Below are 18,254 nucleotides of genomic sequence, written 5' to 3'. Positions count from 1 at the left end.
TCCCGTCCGATCCCCACCCTGTTCAGGACCGCGCGAACGACGAGGAGGTCGTCGCATGACCACCATCCAGGACCCACCCGCCGAGGCGGCGCTGCCCGCCCCCGCGGTCGCGGTCGCGACCGGCGCGGCGCCCCGCCGGAAGACCGGCGGCGCCGACGCCGAGCTCGGCCGCCGCTCGTGGTGGGGCGCGGCGTTCGCCGCACCGCACTCGATCGGCCTCGTCGTGTTCACGGCGTTCCCGATCCTGGCGTCGCTCGTCGTGAGCTTCATGAACTGGCCGATGCTCGGTGAACGCTCGTGGGCCGGCCTGTCGAACTACGCGCAGCTGTTCTCCGACCCGATCTTCCGGACGGTCACGCTCAACACGGTGCTGTTCGTCGTGCTCTACGTGCCGCTCAACCTGGTCGTGTCCCTCGGACTCGCGGCCTGGCTCACCCCGAAGATCCGGCACCGGCACGTCTTCCGCGTGCTGTTCTTCATCCCGACGATCACGCCGATCGTCGCGAACGTCGTCGTCTGGCGGATGCTGTACCAGCCGGGCGGCGCCATCGACGCGACGCTGCAGTCGACCGTCGGCGTGCACGCCCCGAACTTCCTGGCGGACGACCAATGGGCGATGCTCGCCGTCGTCGCGATGAGCGTCTGGCAGGGGTTCGGCTACAACATGCTGATCTTCTCGGCGGCGCTCGACTCGGTGCCGGAGAACCAGATCGAGGCTGCCCAGCTCGACGGGGCGAACGCCTGGCAGATGTTCTGGCGGATCAAGTTCCCGCTCATCTCGCCGTCGATCTTCTTCGCGACGATGATGACCCTGATCACCTCGTTCCAGGTGTTCGTGCAGCCGTTCGTCCTGACGAAGGGCGGTCCCGGCACCGCGACCGAGACCCTGGTGCAGTACATCTACAACACCGGGTTCCAGACCCAGCAGCTCGGACTCGCATCGGCCGGGGCGTGGGTGCTGTTCGTCATCATCCTCGGCATCACGGCCGTCCAGTTCCTCGGACAGAAGCGGTGGGTGCACTATGAGTGAGCTGACCTCGTCCAACCGGACGATCAACCCGCGGGCGCTGCCCCGCACGCACCGGCAGGCCGGCAGGGTGCGGCACGCAGTCGGGTACGTGCTGCTGTGCCTGGTGGCCCTGCTGTTCGTCTCGCCGCTCATCTACATGGTGGCGACGAGCCTGAAGCCGTCGGCCGACGTATTCACGACCCCGCCGACCCTGTGGGGCTCGTCCATCGAGTGGGGCAACTACGCGCAGGCGTTCACCTACCTGCCGTTCGCCCGGTTCATCCTGAACGGCGTGTTCGTCGCCGCGGCCGGCACCGCGATCAACGTCGCCGTCGCGGTGCTGTCCGGCTACGCGTTCTCACGACTGCGGTGGCGCGGCCGGAACACGGTGTTCGTCCTGTTCCTCGCGACGCTGATGATCCCGCAGGACGTCCTCGTCATCCCGATGTACGTGATGATGCAGGGCTTCGGGTGGGTCGACACGTTCCAGGCGCTCATCATCCCGTGGGCGTTCACGGCCCTCGGCGCGTTCCTGGTGCGGCAGTTCTTCCTCACCGTGCCGCAGGAGCTCGACGACGCCGCCCGGGTGGACGGTGCCGGAGCGATCCGGACGTTCTGCTCGGTGATGCTCCCGCTCGCCCGGCCGACGATGGCGGTCCTCGCCGTGTTCTCGTTCATCGCGTACTGGAACTCGTTCCTCTGGCCGCTCGTCATCGTCAACGACGTCGAGGCCCGTGGCACCATCCCGCTCGGCCTGCAGCAGTTCTTCGGGCAGCAGGGCTCCGAGTGGAACCTCGTGATGGCGGCGTCGGTGATCTCGATGCTGCCCACCGTGATCCTGCTGATCCTGCTCCAGAAGCACCTGGTCAAGGGGATCGTCACCAGCGGTCTCGGCGGCCGGTGACGCCGCCGGACGTCTTCCCTCGTCCTCCACTGAAAGGAACACTGGCCTCATGACCATCACCGCACCTGCCGAGCCGCAGACCGCGACCGATCCCGCGGGGTTCCCCGCGTGGTTCTCCCACGACCGGTTCGGCATGTTCATCCACTGGGGGCTCTACGCCCTGCCGGCACGGCACGAGTGGGTGAAGAACCACGAACGGATCACCGACGCCGACTACCAGAAGTACTTCGACCACTTCGACCCGGACCTGTTCGACGCCGCCGACTGGGCCCGCCGTGCGCGCGCGGCGGGGATGAAGTACGTCGTCCTCACCACGAAGCACCACGAGGGCTTCTGCCTGTGGGACACCGCACTCACCGACTACAAGTCCACGAACACCCCCTTCGGCCGGGACATCGTTCGGGAGTTCGTCGACGCCGTCCGTGCCGAGGGGCTGCGGGTCGGTTTCTACCACTCGCTCATCGACTGGCACCACCCGGACTTCACCGTCGACGGCGTGCACCCCCGGCGCGACGACTCGGCGGAGGAGATCGAGGCGTTCAACGAGGGCCGCGACATGTCCCGCTACCGCGAGTACCTCCACGGTCAGATCGAGGAGCTGCTCACCGACTACGGGCAGATCGACTACCTGTTCTACGACTTCTCGTACCGGGACAACGACCACGATGACATCTGGGGCGGCAAGGGTCGCGACGAGTGGGGCTCCGAGGAACTCATGGCGCTGACGAAGCGCCTGCAGCCGGGCATCATCGTCAACGACCGGCTCGACATCCCCGGTGACCTGGTCACCCCGGAGCAGTACCAGCCCGACAAGCCGATGGAGGTCGGCGGGGTCCCGGTGCCGTGGGAGGCCTGCCAGACGTTGAACGGCTCGTGGGGTTACGACCGCGACAACCTCAACCTGAAGCCGGTCGACCTGCTCGTCCGCATGCTCGTCGACGGCGTCTCGAACAACGGGAACATGCTGCTCAACATCGGGCCGACCGGTCGCGGTGAGTTCGACGGGGTCTCCCGCCGGACGCTCGAGGGCATCGGGACGTGGATGCACCAGCACGCCCGCTCGGTGTACGGCGCCGGACCCGCGAAGTTCGTCGCCCCGCGGAACACCGTCTACACGCAGAACGGGAACCGCCTGTACCTGCACCTGTTCGCCTGGCCGTTCGAGCACGTGCACCTGCCAGACCTGGCCGGCAAGGTGGCGTACGCGCAGCTGCTCAACGACGCGTCGGAGATCCACTTCCGCGAGATCCCGCCGGGCACCCGAGCGCAGAACACCGGGCTCGGCGGCCAGCCCGCCGGCACCCTCACCCTGACGCTGCCCATCGTGCGACCCGACGTCGCCGTCCCCGTCGTCGAGCTGTTCCTGCGCGACTGATGCAGCGGATCCTGACGCGGACGCGACTGCGGGCCGGGAACGAGGCGGCGTACGACACCGTGCACGCCTCGGTCCCGCCCGCGCTCGCGGCACGACTGCGCGAGGCCGGCGTGCACGACTGGACGATCTGGCGGGACGGGCTCGACCTGGTCCACCTGATCGAGGTCGAGGACCACCGGGCGATGCGCCGGGCGCTCGCCGACGACCCGGTCAACGCCGAGTGGCAGGAGACGATCAACCCGCTGCTCCAGGCGGCCGACGACTACTCGGGCGACGACGACGGGGTCCCGCGGGTCTGGTCGCTGGCGGACCAGGTGGACGGCGCGGACCAGGTGGCCCCGTGACGGACCTCGCCCTCGACCTGGACCGTGGGCCGTTCTGGTTCGGTGGGGCCGGCATCGGCAACCTGCTCCGTCCGGTCTCCGACGACGACGCCCGCGACACGGTCGACGCCGCCTGGGACGCCGGGGTGCGCGGGTTCGACACCGCTCCGCACTACGGCCTCGGATTGTCCGAACGACGGCTCGGGGTGGCGCTCGCCGGACGCCCCCGGCAGGAGTTCCTCGTGTCGACGAAGGTCGGGCGGGTGCTCGTGCCGGGGCGCGGCGACGGCGACGACCTGGCGTCCGGGGGCTTCGCGGTGCCGGACGACACCGTGCGGCAGTGGGACCCGTCGCCCTCGGGCGTGCGGCGCTCGCTCGACGACTCGCTCGGCCGGCTCGGGCTCGACCACGTCGACGTCGCCTACCTGCACGACCCGGACGTCTACTCGCTCACCGACGGCCTGACCCAGGCGCTGCCGACCCTCGCCGAGCTCCGCGACGAGGGCGTCGTGCGGTCGGTCGGCGTCGGGTCGAACTCCGTCGAGGCGCTGTCGGCGGCCGTCGACACCGGGCTCTGCGACGTCGTCATGCTCGCCGGCCGGTACACGCTGCTCGAGCAACCGGCGGCGGCGCTCGTCGACCGGTGCGCGGCGCTGGGTGTCGCGGTCGTCGCGGTCGGCGTCTACAACTCGGGGCTCCTCGGACAGGAGCGCCCCGCGGCCGGCGCGACCTACGACTACGCCGAGGCGCCCGCGCGGTTGCTCGCGCGGGCGAACGCCATCGCCGACGTGTGCGACCGCCACGGGGTCACCCTGCCCGAGGCCGCGCTGGCGTTCCCACGGCGGGCCCCGGCGGTCGCCGCGATCGCCCTCGGCGTGCAGTCCGCCGACCAGGTGCGCTCGAACGTCGCCCGGGCCGCCGCCGTCGTGCCCGAGGCGCTCTGGGACGGCCTGCGTGCTGCGGGCCTGCTCGACACCTGACCCACGCACGACGAAGGCACCCCGGCCACGCGGTTGCGCGGTTCGGGGTGCCTTCGGTAGTGCGCCGGCGAGGCCGACTGGTGCGACTAGCGGTTGCGCGAGCCGCGGCCCGAGACACGCACGTAGATGAGCAGCACGATGATCGCGCCGATGATCGACCCGATGATGCCGGCAGGCTGGAAGAAGCCGTCGGCCAGGTCGTGGCGGAAGATCAGGAACCCGAGGAACCCGCCCACGAACGAGCCGATGATGCCGAGCAGGATCGTCATGGGGATGGAGATGTGCTGCTTGCCCGGAACGACGAGTCGTGCGATGGCGCCGGCGATGAGGCCGACGACGATCAGTCCGATGATGGTGCCGATGACGCCCATGGTGTTCTCCTTGTTCTGCGGCCGGTCCGAGCAGCGGCAAGACGCCGTGCTGTGGGCCGACGGCCAACGAAACACGGAACTACCTGGGAGGATTGTCGGGTTCAGTCCAGGGAGCGCCGCAACCAGCGCTCGACCCCTTCGACGTGGGACACGACGAGGGCCTGCACGAGCTGCGGGTCGCGGCGTCGGATGGCGTCGACGATGGCCGCGTGCTCGTCGAGGGTCCGCTGCACCGAGCCGTTCTGGGTCAGCCCCCGCCACACCCGCACCCGTACCGTCTTGCTCGACAGGGCGTCGAGCAGTCCGGACAGGTACTGGTTGCCGCCGATGCCCGCGATGGTCGAGTGGAACAACAGGTCGTGGGCGACGAGGTCCTCGACGCCGGTGTCGTCGGTGACGGACTGCATCAGGGTCGCGAGTTCGTCGATCTGCTGTTCCGTGGCACGCGCGGTCGCCAGGACGGCGGACGCCGGTTCCAGGATGCGTCGCACCTCGAGCAGGTCGACGAGCGACCGGTCGTGGTGCATGTCGACGACGAACGACACCGCCTCGAGCAGGACGCCTGGTTCGAGGGACGTCACGTACGTGCCGTCGCCGCGTCGGACGTCGAGCACGCGGATGAGCTCGAGCGCCTTCACCGCTTCACGCAGGCTGTTCCGCGACAGGCCGAGCGACTCGCTCAGTTCCTTCTCGGGCGGGAGGCGCTGGCCGGGTTGGAGCTCGCCGCTCACGATCATCTGCTGGATGCGTGCGATCGCATCGTCGGTCAACGACGCCACGTCACCACCTCCTGTGGACCCGGCCGCCTGTGCGACGGGACGTCCCGACGATACCCGGGACGGGCCTCCAGGCCGTGCGGCGGAGCCGTGGCGCGATCACGCCGGCCGCAGCCGGAGCGCCTGCATCCCGCCGTCGACCGCCAGCTCGACGCCCGTCGTCGACCGGGCGAGCGGGCTCGTCAGGTAGGCGACCGCCTCGGCCACCTCGGCTGCCTTCACCAGTCGGCCGTGCGGCTGGCGTGCCTCGAGCGCGGCGCGTTCGGCTGCCGGGTCGTCCGCGGTCGACAGGAGCCGTGCGATCCACGGGGTGTCGGCGGTGCCCGGGTTGACGGCGTTGACGCGGATGCCCTCGCGGACGTGGTCGGCTGCCATCGCGCGGGTGAGTGCGGAGATCGCCCCCTTCGTGGCCGAGTACAGCGCACGCTGGGGGAGCCCGGCGGTGGCCGCGACGGAGCAGGTGTTGACGATGCTCGCGCTGTCGGAGGCCCGGAGGTGGGGGAGTGCGGCGCGGGACAGGCGAACGGCACCGAGCACGTTGACCTCGTACACGCGGCGCCACTCGTCGTCGGTGTTGTCCTCGACGCTCCCCTGAGCGCCGATGCCGGCGTTGTTCACGAGCACGTCGAGACCGCCGAGCTGGTCGACGGCCGACGCGACGGCGGCACGGACGGACTCGTCGGACGACACGTCGCAGGTGACGGAGACGAGTCCCTCGGCGGTGGACGGCTGCAGGTCGAGCACGGCGACCGCTGCGCCGCGCTCCCGCAGGGCTGCCGCGATGGCCGCGCCGATGCCGGAGGCGCCGCCGGTGACGATCGCGCGGAGACCCGCGTGGCTGCCGGGCGTCCCGGTGGTGCCGGTGGTGCCGGTCTGGTCGGTGGTGTCGGTCATCAGGCTGCTCCTACGGTCTGGCGCTGCGAGCCGAGCCCGTCGGCGGTGAGTTCGACCACGTCGCCGGGCTGCAGGTACGGCGCGTGTCCTGCGAGGGCGACCCCGGCCGGGGTGCCCGTGCTGATGACGTCGCCGGGGTACAGCACCATGAACTGCGACAGGTACCGGACGATCTCGACGGGTCGGAAGATCATGTCGGCGGTGGTGCCGTCCTGCCGCACCTCGCCGTTGACGGTGAGCCGGAGCGCGAGCGCCGCCGGGTCGACCTGGTCGGGGGTGACCAGCCACGGGCCGAGCGGGTTGAAGGTCTCGCAGGACTTCCCCTTGTCCCACTGCCCGCCGCGCTCGAGCTGGAAGGCGCGTTCGGAGACGTCGTTCGCGATGGTGTAGCCCGCGATGCAGGCGCTCGCCGCCTCGTCGGAGTCGCAGTACCGGGCGGTGGCGCCGATGACGACGGCGAGTTCGATCTCCCAGTCGGTCTTCTCGCTGCCGCGGGGGATCAGGACCTGGTCGTCCGGGCCGATCACCGTCATCGGGTCCTTCATGAACACGATCGGCTCGGTCGGGATCTCGGCGCCGGTCTCGGCGGCATGGTCGCGGTAGTTCAGGCCGATGCAGACGACCTTGCCGGGGCGGGCCACCGGTGCGCCGCGACGCAGGCCCTCTGCGTCGGGCAGCACCCGGACGTCGCCGGCGTCGCGCGCGTGCCGGACGCGGGCGACCGGGTCCGCTGCCAGGAAGGCGCCGCTGATGTCCGTCGTGATCGGGCGGAGGTCGAGGACCTCGCCGTCGGTGTCGACCGCGACGGGGATCTCGTCGCCCGCGGGGCCGAGTCGTGCGAACTGCATCGTTCCTCGCTCTCTGGCTGCACCGGCGCAACCACAGACATCCTATGTCTGGTCCGAGGTGTCGACAAGGTTCCGGGTGCTGAGGGTCCTGTCATGCAGGTAGGTGCGCTCCGCCGTGCCGCCAAGGATCGCCTGGCGGTCGTCCGGGCTCAGGTCGGCCAGCGCCTCGGTGGTGCGTCGGACCACGTCGTCGTAGGTCGTGGCGAGTGTCGAGACCGGCCAGTCCGACCCGAACATCGACCGCGCCGGGCCGAACCGCTCGACCACGGCGCGGACGTACCGGTCGACCGGCTGCCGTCGCCACTCCGGGCCGGCCTCGGTGAACAGGCCGGACACCTTGCAGGCGACGTTGGGGCGTGCGGCGAAGTCATCCATCCGGCTCGGCCACCCGGGGTCCTCGCCCGCGATGTCGGGCTTGCCGGCGTGGTCGAGGACGAACGAGGCCTCGGGCACGGCGTCGACCAGTGTCAGCGCTGCACGGTGCTCCCGTGCGCGGACGAGCAGGTCGAACACCAGGCCGGCGGCGGCGAGGGCGCGGACGCCTCGGACGACCTCGGGCCGGGCGAGCCAGTCCGGGTCCGGTTCGTCCTGCGCCTGGTGCCGGATGCCGACCAGGCGGTTCCCGGCCACGGGGGTGCGACCGGGTCGTGCGACGAGGGCGGCGAGGGCGGCGATCCGGTCGGCGACGTCCGGGGCGGTCAGGTCCACCCAGCCGACGACCCCGGCGACCGGCTCGGGCTGCTCGAGGAGCCAGGCGGTCTCGCCGGGGTCGTGCACGGCCTGCACGACGATCGTCCGGGTGACGTCGGTGCTCCGGGCGGCGGCGCGCAGGTCGTCCACGTCGAACCGGCGGCGGATCGGGGCGACCGAGTCGTCCATCCAGGGGTACGGCCGGTCGGCGGGATCCCAGAGGTGGTGGTGAGCGTCGATGATCACGCGCTCATGATGCCTGATTCATCCGATGTTCACCCGCGCGTTGCCGGTGCGGCTCAGACGACGCCGGAGGCCTCGAGCTCGGCGCGCAGCTCGGCGTCGGACGGCTCGACGAAGTGCTTGCCGTTCGGCAGCACCACGACCGGGATGTTCTTCCGGCCGCTGATCGCCTCGGCACGGTCCGCCGCGGACAGGTCCTGCTCCACGTCGACGTACTCGTAGTCCACGCCGAGGGTGTCGAGCAGCGCCTTGGACCGACGGCAGTCGCGGCACCAGTCGGCGCCGAACATGGTCACGCGGTCGGGGGCAGTCGTCGCATCGCTCATGTGCAGAGAGTACGTCGGAGCGACACTGGGCATTCCCGACGCCCGATCCGCAGGGCGACAGGACCGCAGGCCTCCGCAGCAGGCGTGTGCCCGGCCTCGCCCTACGATTGGCACATGCCGCCAGCACCCGACCCCGCGACGCTGGCCTGGGCCTCGGCGGCCGTCCGGCGGTTCGCCGCTGCGACCAACCTGCTCGTCGCCGCCCGCCGGTTCCGCATCATCGGCGGGGACCCCCGGGACGCCGCGGCGCTCCGGCACCTGCTGACCGCACTCGGCGCGCGCGAGGCCGACGAGCAGCAGCCGAACCCGCAGCAGCCGTCCGACCTGGTCGACCAGCTCTGGTGTCTCGGCACGCCCGAGGAATCGACGCCCGCCGTCGAGCAGGCCGCCGACCGCCCGCGCGGCACCACCCTGGTCGTCATCGACGCCGGCCGGTACCTGCCCGCCGTCGACGAGGACGCCTTCGGTCCCGTCGCACCCGCCCGCCCCGGCGTCCTCGCCGTCCCGATGCTCTCCGACGACGTCTTCCTCGTCTCCACCGGCCGCGACCCCGAGCACGACCCCGCAGCCGAGGCCCGCCTGCGATGGGCCCGGCGGTCGATGCCGGTCGCCCGGTCGGTCGCCGCCGAACTCCGCGACGGCGGACTCCTGCGCGGCACACGCATCGGCGTCGCGATGTTCCTCGAACCCAAGACGGCGGTGCTGAGCCTGCTGCTCCGCGATGCCGGTGCCGAGGTCGTCGTCTACGCCCACGCCGACGAGACCGACGACGCCGTCGCTGACGCACTGCGGTCCGCCGGCCTGACGGTGTTCGCGAGCAGCAGGGCGACACTCGCCGAACAGAAGCGGCTGGCCCTCGCGATGCTCGACACGGCGCCGCACATCCTGCTCGACGACGGGGCACACGTCATCCGGCTCGCCCACCAGGAGCGCCCCGACCTGCTGCCGACGATGCTCGGCGCCGCCGAGGAGACCACGAGCGGCCTGCGACCCCTGCGTGTGCTGGCGGCGCGCGGCGAGCTCGGCATCCCCGTGATCGCGGTGAACGACGCCCGCACCAAGACGTTCTTCGACAACCGGTACGGCACCGGGCAGTCGACGGTGTTCGCGGTGCTCGACCTGGTGGACGGGCTCGCGTCCGGCGCACACCGATTGCAGGCTGGGCCCACGCCGCCGGTTCCGGCCCGACGCGCCAGCGGCGGGCTGGCCGTGCCGGTGGGGAGAGGCGCGGCGGCCGTCGCCGGGTTCGGGCACGTCGGCGAAGGGGTCGCCCTGGTGCTCGCCGCCCTCGGGTTCCGGGTGACGGTCGCCGAGACCGACCCGGTCCGCGCCCTGCAGGCCCGCTTCGCCGGGTACGCCGTGGCCCCGCTCGTCCAGGCGGTGCGTGACGCCGACCTCGTGATGAGCGCCACCGGGGTGCCGGACACCATCGACCTCGAGGTGCTCCGTGCTTGCGCGGACGGCGCGATCGTCGCCGTCGCCGGTGGGGTCGACCAAGAGATCGCCGTCGACGACGCCCTCGCCGCCGGGGCCCGGCGCCAGGACGTGGGGCCGAAGGCCGAGCGGTTCGTGTTCCCCGGCGTCGACGGCGGGCCGATCGTGCTCGACGACGGTGGCTGCATCAACATCACCGCGGCCGAGGGCAACCCGGTCGAGATCATGGACCTGTCCTTCGCCGTGCAGCTCGGCGCCGTCCGGATGCTCCTGGAACGCGGCGACGAGCTGGAGCGTGCCGTCGTGCCGATCGACCCCGCGGTCGACGACGTGACCGCCCGCGCGGCGCTCGCCGCGTTCGGGAGCCGACCCCTGCCTCTCCCCACCGGCACGGCCGGGCTGCCGCTGGCGCGTCAGCCCGGAACCGGCGGCGTGGGCCCAGGCCTTCCCCCTGAACACCCGGCGGACCGCGAGCCGGACGTCCGGACGCACCGTTTCGGAGACCCCACGTGAGCGCCCGACAGCACCCGGTCACGGTGCACTCGGCGCGCGTCGTCGTGCCGATGACCGCGCCGCCGATCGCGGACGGCGCGGTCGCCGTGCAGGACGGCCGCATCCTGCACGTCGGCGACCGGTCGTGGGTCATCGACCAGCTCACCGGGTCCGGCGCGACGTTCACCGAGCGGCAGTGGCGTGGCGCGCTCCTACCCGGACTCGTGAACGCGCACTCGCACCTGCAGTACACCGGCATGGCCAGTGTCGGCCAGCGCCAGTACGGCGGATTCGAGGACTGGGCCGCGGCGTTCAACGTCGACTACGCCGAACCCCACGACTGGCGGGCCGAAGCCGCGGACGGTGCACGGGCGTCGATCCTGGCCGGCGTCACGAGCATCGCGGACATCGTCACCGACATCGAGGCCGCCACCGCGCTGCAGGACGCCGGGCTCGGCGGCATCGCGTACTGGGAGGTCATGGACTGGGAGAACGACGCCTGGCAGTCGCACGGTCGCGACCAGGTGCTCGACGAACTCGACCGGATCCCCACGACGCCCGGCGCGGGTCTGTCGCCACACGCGCCGTACTCGCTCGAGGTCGCCCCGCTGCTCGAGCTCCCCGACATCGTGCGGCAGCGCGGTCTGCGACTGCACCTGCACCTCGGCGAAGCGGCGTTCGAGGGGGAGCGCACCGCCCTCGGTCCGGTCCCCGGGCTCGACGGGGTCGACGGCGTCGGACACGGGAACGACTGGCACCTGGCGAACGTGCCGTCGTTCCGGGCGCTGCGAGCCCTGGGCTTCGGCGCGAGTGCCACCGCGTTCGTCGACCGGCTCGGGGTGCTCGGCCCGGACTGCCACATCGCCCACGGCGTCTACATGACCGCGGCCGACCGGGCCCTCCTGCGTGCCCGGGGCACCGCCGTCGCACTGTGCCCGCGGTCGAACGCCGTCATCGGCCTCGATCCGCCGCCCGTCGCCGACTACCTGCGCGAGGGCAGCCCGATCGCCATCGGCACCGACTCCCTGTCGTCGTCACCGTCCCTCGACCTGATGGCCGACGTCACCGCGCTGCACCGGATCGCCCGCGCCCAGGGCTACGGGCACCGGGACCTGCACGAGCGGCTGCTCGCGGCGGCGACCCTCGGTGGCGCGCACGCGATGGGGCTCGCCGTCGGGCCGGACCGCATCGGGCACCTCGCCGTCGGGGCGCGTGCCGACCTGGCGGTCTTCGACGTCGATGCCCGTACCGTGCCGGACGCGCTCGCCGAGCTCGTCGAGGACGGCGCCGGGCGGGCGGCCGCCACCGTGATCCGCGGGGTCGTCCGTGCCGCGGCGGGCGTCGTCACCGAACCGGCTTCCCCGCACATGGACATCCCCGCACCGCACCAGGAGGAACGATGACCGAGACCGCACCCCGCCCAGGGATGGCCGCACGCCGAACCGTCACCGGTGAGCTGATCGAGTGGCTCGACGTGCCGAAGCGCGCGATCGCCCTCGGCATGCAACCGCACCCCGAGGGCGGTTGGTACGTCCGCACCTGGACCTCGCCGGCGACGGTCACCACCCCCGCGGGGGACCGTCCGGCCGCCACCCTGATCCACTTCCTGCTGCCCCCGGGCGAGGCCTCGGCCTGGCACCGGGTCACGAGCGACGAGATCTGGATGTGGCACGGTCCGGACACCGTCGACCTGCAGCTCGGCGGCGACGGTGACGTCCCCGAGCCCGGCGCGACGATCACGCTCGGCCCGGACGCCGGCCGCGACCGGGTGAACGACGCGCAGGCGTTCGTGCGCGGCGGGGTGTGGCAGCGGACGATCCCGGGCGACGGCGAAGTGCTGCTGAGCTGCCTGGTGTCGCCGGGCTTCTCGTTCGACGACTTCACGATGGCCGACGACGGGGACTCTGCCGCCGAGTAGCACCGCGACACCGTTTCGCGTTGGTATCCCACCGCGAAGTACACTTCGACCTGCCCCCACCCCCCTCGCACGAAGGCCCGACCGTGACCCGTCCCCTCCGCTTCACCCTCGCCGTCGCCACCGCCGCGGTCGCCGCCCTCGCCCTGTCGGCCTGCTCCGCCGGGGGCAGCAGCAACGCCGACGGCACCGTGACCGACGGCAAGCTCACGATCGCCACCGGTGACCCGGCGTACTCGCCCTGGGTCGAGGACAACAAGCCGCAGTCCGGCAAGGGCTTCGAGTCCGCCGTCGCGTACGCCGTCGCGAAGGAGATGGGCTACGGCAAGTCCGACGTCGTCTGGAAGCGCAGCACCTTCGACAGCGCCATCGCCCCGGGCCCGAAGGACTGGGACCTCAACGTCCAGCAGTTCTCGATCGACGCGAAGCGCAAGAAGGCCGTCGACATGTCGAGCGCGTACTACACGACGACGCAGGCCGTGGTCACGACGGAGAAGTCGAAGGCCGCCGACGACACCACGATCGCGGCGCTCAAGCAGGACGCCATCGGTGTCGCGACCGGCTCGACGAGCATCGCGAGCGTCAAGGACGTCCTCGGGGTCACCCCGCAGGTGTTCAACTCGAACGACGACGCCGTGCTCGCACTCAAGTCCGGCCAGATCGACGCCATCGTCACCGACTTGCCGACGGCGTTCTACATGTCCGGCGCGCAGCTCGACGACGGCACCGTGTCGGCGCAGTTCCCCGACGACGGCAAGGGCGACCAGTTCGGCTTCGTCCTGCCGAAGGACTCGGAGCTCACGAGCAAGGTCGACAAGGCCCTCAAGACCCTCGACGACGACGGCTCCCTGCACAAGCTGCAGACCAAGTGGCTGTCGTCCGAGACCGGCACCCCGGTCCTGAAGTAACCGCATGACGCTGCCAGCAGGCACCGGCACCCCGGTGGCCGCCCCCGCGCCGAGCCAGGTCGAGCTCGAGCGTCGGCTCTACCGTCGCCAGCGCGGCCGTCGTTCGGTCGTCGTGTCGGTCGTGTCCACCCTGGTCGTGCTCGCCGTCGTGTACTTCGGCGTCGTGAACACCCCCGGCTGGGCAGCGGTGCAGCAGTCGTTCTTCGACCCCGAGACCGCGATCGACACGTTCCCGGACATCCTGCTGGGCCTGTGGCTGAACGTCCGGATCCTGTTCTTCAGCGCCATCGGCGTCGCCGTGTTCGGCACCCTGCTCGCGGTCGTGCGGGGCCTGCGCAACCCGGTGTTCTTCCCGCTGCGGATGCTCGCGACCGGGTACACGGACCTGTTCCGCGGCCTGCCGCTCATCATCGTGCTCTACCTGGTCGGCTACGGCATCCCGGGGCTCGGGGTGTTCCCGCGGCTCCCCGCCGAGGTCTGGGGCACGATCGCGATCACCCTGACCTACTCGTCGTACATCGCCGAGGTGCTCCGGGCCGGCATGGAGGCCGTGCACCCCTCGCAGCGCCTGGCCGCCCGGTCGCTCGGGCTCTCGCACGCCAAGACGCTGCGCCTCGTGGTGCTGCCGCAGGCGATCCGCAAGGTCACGCCGGCGCTCATGAACGACTTCGTGTCGATGCAGAAGGACGTCGGTCTGGTCTCGATCCTCGGCGCCGTCGACGCGGTCCGCTCCGCTCAGATCGCGCAGGCCGAGACCTACAACTTCACCCCCTACTTCGTCGCCGGGCTGCTGTTCGTGGTGATCAGCCTGCCGCTGATCCGCGTCACGGACGCGATCGCGCGTCGGCAGCAGCGGCGTGAGCAGATCGGAGGGACCGTATGAGCCAGGCAGGCCTGGAGGCCCGTGGTGCGTCCGGTACGGACGCCGCGGTCCTCGAACTGCGCGGGTTGCGCAAGGCCTTCGGCGAGCACGAGGTCCTGCGCGGGATCGACCTGACGGTGCACCGCCACCAGGTCATCTGCGTCATCGGGGCGTCCGGGTCGGGCAAGTCGACGCTGCTCAAGACGGTCAACCTGCTCGAGGGCATCGACGACGGCGAGATCCTGCTGCAGGGCACGGACATCGCCGACCCGCGCGTCGCCGTCGACGCCGTGCGGGCCCGCATCGGCGTGGTGTTCCAGCAGTTCAACCTGTTCCCGCACATGAGCGTGCTCGACAACGTCACGCTCGCCTCCCGCCAGGTGCACGGCATCGGACGGGCCCAGGCCGAGGAGACCGCGCGACGGTTGCTCGACCGGATCGGCCTCGCTTCGTTCGCCGACGCGTACCCCGACCGGCTGTCCGGCGGGCAGCAGCAGCGCGTCGCCATCGTCCGGGCCATCGCGTCCGACCCCGAGCTGCTGTTGCTCGACGAGGTCACGAGTGCGCTCGACCCCCAGCTCGTCGGCGAGGTGCTCGACCTGGTCACCGAGCTGAAGCGGCAGGGCTCGACGATCCTGATGACGACGCACGAGATGCAGTTCGCGCGGAACGTCGCCGACCGGATCGTCTTCCTGCACCGCGGCGAGGTCGTCGAGCAGGGATCGCCCGCCGAGGTCCTCGACCACCCGCAGCACCCCGCGCTGGTCGAGTTCCTCGCCCGCGTGCACGCCTAGGGCGTCAGCAGCACCTTGCCGATCACCTCACCGTCGCGCACGCGGCGGTGGGCCTCCTCGACCTCGGCCAGGGGCAGCACCGAGTCGATGACCGGGCGCACCCGGCCGGCGGCGACCAGCGGCCAGACGTTGTAGCGGACCGCCTCGACGATGGCGGCCTTCTCGGCGAGCGGCCGTGCGCGCAGGGTCGTGCCGCTGATCGACGCGCGCTTGCGCATCAGCACCCCGAAGTCGAGCTCGGCGGTGCGGCCGCTGCCTGCGGCGATGACCGCGATGTGCCCGTTCGGGGCGAGGGCCTGCAGGTTCCGGTCCAGGTAGGACGGGCCGACGACGTCGAGCACCACGTCGACACCGACCCCGTCGGTGAACGCCAGGACGCGCTCCACGAAGTCCTCGGTGCGGTGGTCGACGACCAGGTCGGCACCGAGGTCACGGGACGCGGCGACCTTGCGCTCCCCACCGCTCGTCGCGATCACCGTCGCACCGAGGGCCTTCGCCCACAGCACCGCGTGCGACCCCATGCCGCCCGTGCCACCGTGCACCAGGAGCGTCTGCCCGGGTCGGAGCCCGGCGAGCATGCCGATGTTCGAGTAGACCGTGCAGGCGGCTTCGGGCAGACCGGCGGCCTCGACCAGGTCGACCCCGTCGGGGACCGGCAGTACCTGGGTGACCGGGGCGACGACGAGCGACGCGTACCCGCCGCCGGAGAGCAGTGCGCACACCCGGTCGCCCACCGCGACGGTCGTGACCCCGGTGCCGACGGCCCGGACCGTGCCGGAGACCTCGAGCCCGAGGACGTCCGAGGCCCCGGGCGGCGGCGGGTAGTTCCCGGCGCGCTGCTGCAGGTCCGCGTTGTTGACGCCGGCGGCGGCGACCTCGATCAGGACCTCGTCGGTGCCGGGTCGGGGGTCGGGCAGGTCGGTGACGGACATGGAAGCGTCGTCGAACGTGATGGCGTGCATGCCCTCGACGGTACGCGCCCCGTCCCTCGTGCCGGCTGTCGGGGGCCGCGGCCGGCCGGACCCGGAGCGGATCTTCCCTGTACGCTCGATCATGGATCTGCACCTCATCCGGGGGAGTGCGGACGGATCGAGGGGGACCCTCCACCATGCCCAAGAAGCTCATCGCGCTGGCCACCGCCGGCCTCGCACTCACGCTGCTCGCCGGTTGCTCCACCGGGCCGTCCAAGGCCGAGCAGTGCACCCAGTTCGAGAAGACCGTCAAGTCCGCTGCCGAGGGCGTGCAGTCCGAGGCCGCGAACCTGCAGTCCGACCCGGACGCCGCCGTCACGAAGCTCAAGGAGCTCGACGCGAAGATCTCCGACGGCGTCGACGACCTGTCGGACGACGACCTGAAGGCCAAGGGCGACGCCTTCGAAGAGGCCTACGGCGACCTGGTCGACGACATCGAGGACATCGCCGAGGACCCGAAGTCGGCCGACGTCTCGGGCCTGACGAAGTCCAGCACCAAGGTGCAGGACGCCGGCAACGCGTTCCAGAAGGAGTGCAACTCCTGATGCGCCGCACCCTCACCGCGCTGGCCACGGCCGGCCTCGCACTCACGCTGCTCGCCGGTTGCTCCGGCGGTGACGGTGGCAACGGTGGCAACTCGTCCGGCGGTGACTCGGGGGCGTCCAGTGCACCCTCGGCGTCGAAGACCGCCGCGGCGGCTCCCGCGCAGAGCAAGCAGGAGGCCTGCTCCCTGCTCGAGAACGAACTCGCGTCGTTCCTCAAGGAGCAGGGTGCCAACACGGCTCCGTCCGACGTGAAGGCCCGCGGGGCGCTCATCGGCGAGTTCGTCCAGCGCATCGACTCGGCGCTGACGAGGGTCTCGAACGAGCAGGTGCACGACACGTTCGAGGAGTTCTCGGGCGCGGCCAAGCGCTACAGCTCGGCCATCGAGTCCGGTTCGGCAGAGGACTCGACCGAGGTCAAGAAGGCCCAGTCCGACGTGCAGAGCACGCTCGACCAGGTTTCGGCCGTCTGCCCCGCCAAGAGCTGACCGCCACCGCGCACCACACACGACGACGCCCCGCCCTCCTGCGAAGGAGCGGCGGGGCGTCGTGCATCCCAGGGGGACGGGTCAGGCGGCCGCGGCCTGCGACGCGTCGAGCCGTGCGACGTCCTCCGGTCGCAGCCGCACGGTCGGTGCGGTGATCGAGTTCAGGATCGACTGCGGGCGCGACGCCCCGGGGATCGGGACGACGACGTCGCTCTTCTGCAGCTCCCACGCCAGGGCGATGACCTGCGGGGTGACGCCACGGTCGCGGGCGATGTAGGCGAAGTCCTCGAACGCCGTGCCGAGGTCCGCCGCGCTCCCGATGCCGCCGAGGGGGCTCCACGGCAGGAACGCGATGCCGAGCTCGTCGCACAGTTCGAGCTCCGGCTCGCTCGAGCGGAACTTCGGCGAGTACTGGTTCTGCACCGAGGCCAGGCGTCCGCCGAGCACCTCGTTCGCGGTGCGGATCTGGTCCGGGTCGGCGTTCGAGATGCCCGCCATCCGGATGACGCCCTCGTCGAGCAGCTCGGCGAGCGCCCCGATCGAGTCGGCGTAGGGCACCGCGGGGTCGGGACGGTGGAACTGGTACAGGCCGATCTGCTCGACGCCGAGCCGCTTCGCCGACGCCTTCGCCGCCTCCTTCAGGTACTCCGGGTGCCCGTTCTGGGTCCAGTTACCGGCTTCGGGGCGCAGGTGTCCGCCCTTCGTCGCGATGAGCACGGCCGAGGTGTCGTCGTGGTACTCCCGGACGGCCCGCGCGATGAGCTCCTCGTTGTGCCCCACCTCGTCGTGGCCGCCGAGGTGGTAGGCGTCGGCGGTGTCGATGAGCGTGACACCGTTCTCGAGCGCTGCGTGGATCGTGGCGATGGACTGACGCTCGTCCGGTCGGCCCTCGATCGACATGGGCATCCCGCCCAGACCGATGGCACTGACGGACACGTCTCCGATGACTCGTTGCTTCATCGGCCCAGCATGCGCCGGGGGTGCGCCCGCACGCCCAGGTGGTCACGCCGTGACCGTGACCGACAGGCGGACGGGAGGCGCGTAGCGGCCCCGCCTTCGCGCCTCCAGGCCGGAACGCACACGCGTTCTCCGACAGGACACGCGTCGAT

General features: G+C 71.4%; 21 protein-coding genes. 13 read left to right on the top strand and 8 right to left on the bottom strand.

The features are described 5' to 3' along the window. Positions 1-55 precede the first annotated feature (55 nt). The 5 genes from H489_RS32500 to H489_RS32480 are packed head-to-tail and all read left to right on the top strand — an operon-like array spanning position 56 to position 4,591. Positions 56-1,030, top strand: a complete 975-nt coding sequence (locus tag H489_RS32500) for a carbohydrate ABC transporter permease (RefSeq protein ID WP_017888016.1) — start codon at positions 56-58, stop codon at positions 1,028-1,030. Next, entirely contained in the window at positions 1,023-1,913 is an 891-nt protein-coding gene (locus H489_RS32495) for a carbohydrate ABC transporter permease (protein ID WP_017888015.1), read from the top strand. Before H489_RS32500 ends, H489_RS32495 begins: the two co-directional genes overlap by 8 nt. A gap of 49 nt (positions 1,914-1,962) precedes the next feature. Continuing rightward, entirely contained in the window at positions 1,963-3,288 is a 1,326-nt protein-coding gene (locus H489_RS32490) for an alpha-L-fucosidase (RefSeq protein ID WP_017888014.1), read from the top strand. Beyond that, on the top strand, positions 3,288-3,632 hold the full coding sequence (locus H489_RS32485) for an L-rhamnose mutarotase (RefSeq protein ID WP_017888013.1): 345 nt from the start codon (positions 3,288-3,290) through the stop codon (positions 3,630-3,632). The genes H489_RS32490 and H489_RS32485 overlap by 1 nt, the downstream gene beginning before the upstream one ends. Then, positions 3,629-4,591, top strand: coding sequence for an aldo/keto reductase (locus tag H489_RS32480; protein WP_017888012.1), 963 nt, complete (start codon positions 3,629-3,631; stop codon positions 4,589-4,591). Before H489_RS32485 ends, H489_RS32480 begins: the two co-directional genes overlap by 4 nt. Positions 4,592-4,677: 86 nt before the next feature. Here the strand turns inward: H489_RS32480 and H489_RS32475 are convergent, their stop codons facing one another. From H489_RS32475 to H489_RS32450, 6 genes are all read right to left on the bottom strand, one after another. Next, the gene (locus tag H489_RS32475; protein WP_017888011.1) at positions 4,678-4,962 is read right to left on the bottom strand and encodes a GlsB/YeaQ/YmgE family stress response membrane protein; all 285 of its coding nucleotides are present in this window, start codon (positions 4,960-4,962) and stop codon (positions 4,678-4,680) included. Positions 4,963-5,063: 101 nt separating this feature from the next. Further along, positions 5,064-5,699, bottom strand: a complete 636-nt coding sequence (locus tag H489_RS32470) for a FadR/GntR family transcriptional regulator (RefSeq protein ID WP_042540122.1) — start codon at positions 5,697-5,699, stop codon at positions 5,064-5,066. A gap of 138 nt (positions 5,700-5,837) precedes the next feature. Beyond that, positions 5,838-6,632: an SDR family NAD(P)-dependent oxidoreductase gene (locus tag H489_RS32465; protein WP_017888009.1), complete on the bottom strand. Its 795-nt coding sequence runs from the start codon at positions 6,630-6,632 to the stop codon at positions 5,838-5,840. After that, a complete protein-coding gene (locus tag H489_RS32460; protein ID WP_017888008.1) occupies positions 6,632-7,480 on the bottom strand; it encodes a fumarylacetoacetate hydrolase family protein in 849 nt (282 codons plus the stop codon). The genes H489_RS32465 and H489_RS32460 overlap by 1 nt, the downstream gene beginning before the upstream one ends. A 42-nt stretch (positions 7,481-7,522) precedes the next feature. After that, entirely contained in the window at positions 7,523-8,416 is an 894-nt protein-coding gene (locus H489_RS32455; RefSeq protein WP_017888007.1) for an amidohydrolase family protein, read from the bottom strand. Positions 8,417-8,469: 53 nt separating this feature from the next. Further along, positions 8,470-8,739 carry a glutaredoxin family protein gene (locus tag H489_RS32450; RefSeq protein ID WP_017888006.1) on the bottom strand — a complete coding sequence of 90 codons (270 nt, stop codon included), beginning with the start codon at positions 8,737-8,739 and terminating at the stop codon, positions 8,470-8,472. Between the two features lie 114 nt (positions 8,740-8,853). Between H489_RS32450 and H489_RS32445 the strand changes: the two genes are divergently transcribed. From H489_RS32445 to H489_RS32420, 6 genes are all read left to right on the top strand, one after another. Then, positions 8,854-10,686, top strand: a complete 1,833-nt coding sequence (locus H489_RS32445; protein ID WP_017888005.1) for an adenosylhomocysteinase — start codon at positions 8,854-8,856, stop codon at positions 10,684-10,686. Further along, positions 10,683-12,068: an amidohydrolase family protein gene (locus H489_RS32440; RefSeq protein ID WP_017888004.1), complete on the top strand. Its 1,386-nt coding sequence runs from the start codon at positions 10,683-10,685 to the stop codon at positions 12,066-12,068. The genes H489_RS32445 and H489_RS32440 overlap by 4 nt, the downstream gene beginning before the upstream one ends. Next, positions 12,065-12,583 carry a cupin domain-containing protein gene (locus H489_RS32435; RefSeq protein ID WP_152427316.1) on the top strand — a complete coding sequence of 173 codons (519 nt, stop codon included), beginning with the start codon at positions 12,065-12,067 and terminating at the stop codon, positions 12,581-12,583. Before H489_RS32440 ends, H489_RS32435 begins: the two co-directional genes overlap by 4 nt. A gap of 83 nt (positions 12,584-12,666) precedes the next feature. Next, positions 12,667-13,488, top strand: coding sequence for an ABC transporter substrate-binding protein (locus H489_RS32430; RefSeq protein ID WP_017888002.1), 822 nt, complete (start codon positions 12,667-12,669; stop codon positions 13,486-13,488). Between the two features lie 4 nt (positions 13,489-13,492). Continuing rightward, the gene (locus H489_RS32425) at positions 13,493-14,371 is read left to right on the top strand and encodes an amino acid ABC transporter permease (RefSeq protein ID WP_017888001.1); all 879 of its coding nucleotides are present in this window, start codon (positions 13,493-13,495) and stop codon (positions 14,369-14,371) included. Continuing rightward, on the top strand, positions 14,368-15,144 hold the full coding sequence (locus H489_RS32420; RefSeq protein WP_017888000.1) for an amino acid ABC transporter ATP-binding protein: 777 nt from the start codon (positions 14,368-14,370) through the stop codon (positions 15,142-15,144). Before H489_RS32425 ends, H489_RS32420 begins: the two co-directional genes overlap by 4 nt. On the opposite strand, the gene H489_RS32415 is transcribed toward H489_RS32420, so the two are convergent. Next, on the bottom strand, positions 15,141-16,106 hold the full coding sequence (locus H489_RS32415) for an NAD(P)H-quinone oxidoreductase (RefSeq protein WP_017887999.1): 966 nt from the start codon (positions 16,104-16,106) through the stop codon (positions 15,141-15,143). The two genes, H489_RS32420 and H489_RS32415, sit on opposite strands and share 4 nt — an antisense overlap. 146 nt (positions 16,107-16,252) lie before the next feature. Here H489_RS32415 and H489_RS32410 point away from each other — a divergent pair, with 146 nt between their 5' ends. After that, complete coding sequence (locus tag H489_RS32410; protein WP_017887998.1) at positions 16,253-16,660, top strand: hypothetical protein; 408 nt, start codon at positions 16,253-16,255, stop codon at positions 16,658-16,660. Next, entirely contained in the window at positions 16,660-17,145 is a 486-nt protein-coding gene (locus H489_RS32405; RefSeq protein WP_017887997.1) for a hypothetical protein, read from the top strand. The genes H489_RS32410 and H489_RS32405 overlap by 1 nt, the downstream gene beginning before the upstream one ends. Positions 17,146-17,226: 81 nt before the next feature. On the opposite strand, the gene H489_RS32400 is transcribed toward H489_RS32405, so the two are convergent. Next, on the bottom strand, positions 17,227-18,105 hold the full coding sequence (locus H489_RS32400) for an aldo/keto reductase (protein WP_031260190.1): 879 nt from the start codon (positions 18,103-18,105) through the stop codon (positions 17,227-17,229). Positions 18,106-18,254: the final 149 nt, after the last annotated feature.

It is taken from the genome of Curtobacterium flaccumfaciens UCD-AKU (assembly GCF_000349565.1).
GTDB lineage: Bacteria > Actinomycetota > Actinomycetes > Actinomycetales > Microbacteriaceae > Curtobacterium > Curtobacterium poinsettiae.
This window is presented reverse-complemented; position numbering and strand designations above follow the sequence as displayed.

Coding starts and splice junctions, on each gene's coding strand:
- H489_RS32500 (WP_017888016.1), top strand. CDS start 56: ATGACCACCATCCAGGACCCACCCGCCGAGGCGGCGCTGCCCGCCCCC.
- H489_RS32495 (WP_017888015.1), top strand. CDS start 1,023: ATGAGTGAGCTGACCTCGTCCAACCGGACGATCAACCCGCGGGCGCTG.
- H489_RS32490 (WP_017888014.1), top strand. CDS start 1,963: ATGACCATCACCGCACCTGCCGAGCCGCAGACCGCGACCGATCCCGCG.
- H489_RS32485 (WP_017888013.1), top strand. CDS start 3,288: ATGCAGCGGATCCTGACGCGGACGCGACTGCGGGCCGGGAACGAGGCG.
- H489_RS32475 (WP_017888011.1), bottom strand. CDS start 4,962: ATGGGCGTCATCGGCACCATCATCGGACTGATCGTCGTCGGCCTCATC.
- H489_RS32470 (WP_042540122.1), bottom strand. CDS start 5,699: ATGATCGTGAGCGGCGAGCTCCAACCCGGCCAGCGCCTCCCGCCCGAG.
- H489_RS32465 (WP_017888009.1), bottom strand. CDS start 6,632: ATGACCGACACCACCGACCAGACCGGCACCACCGGCACCACCGGGACG.
- H489_RS32460 (WP_017888008.1), bottom strand. CDS start 7,480: ATGCAGTTCGCACGACTCGGCCCCGCGGGCGACGAGATCCCCGTCGCG.
- H489_RS32450 (WP_017888006.1), bottom strand. CDS start 8,739: ATGAGCGATGCGACGACTGCCCCCGACCGCGTGACCATGTTCGGCGCC.
- H489_RS32445 (WP_017888005.1), top strand. CDS start 8,854: ATGCCGCCAGCACCCGACCCCGCGACGCTGGCCTGGGCCTCGGCGGCC.
- H489_RS32435 (WP_152427316.1), top strand. CDS start 12,065: ATGACCGAGACCGCACCCCGCCCAGGGATGGCCGCACGCCGAACCGTC.
- H489_RS32425 (WP_017888001.1), top strand. CDS start 13,493: ATGACGCTGCCAGCAGGCACCGGCACCCCGGTGGCCGCCCCCGCGCCG.
- H489_RS32420 (WP_017888000.1), top strand. CDS start 14,368: ATGAGCCAGGCAGGCCTGGAGGCCCGTGGTGCGTCCGGTACGGACGCC.
- H489_RS32415 (WP_017887999.1), bottom strand. CDS start 16,106: ATGCACGCCATCACGTTCGACGACGCTTCCATGTCCGTCACCGACCTG.
- H489_RS32410 (WP_017887998.1), top strand. CDS start 16,253: ATGCCCAAGAAGCTCATCGCGCTGGCCACCGCCGGCCTCGCACTCACG.
- H489_RS32405 (WP_017887997.1), top strand. CDS start 16,660: ATGCGCCGCACCCTCACCGCGCTGGCCACGGCCGGCCTCGCACTCACG.
- H489_RS32400 (WP_031260190.1), bottom strand. CDS start 18,105: ATGAAGCAACGAGTCATCGGAGACGTGTCCGTCAGTGCCATCGGTCTG.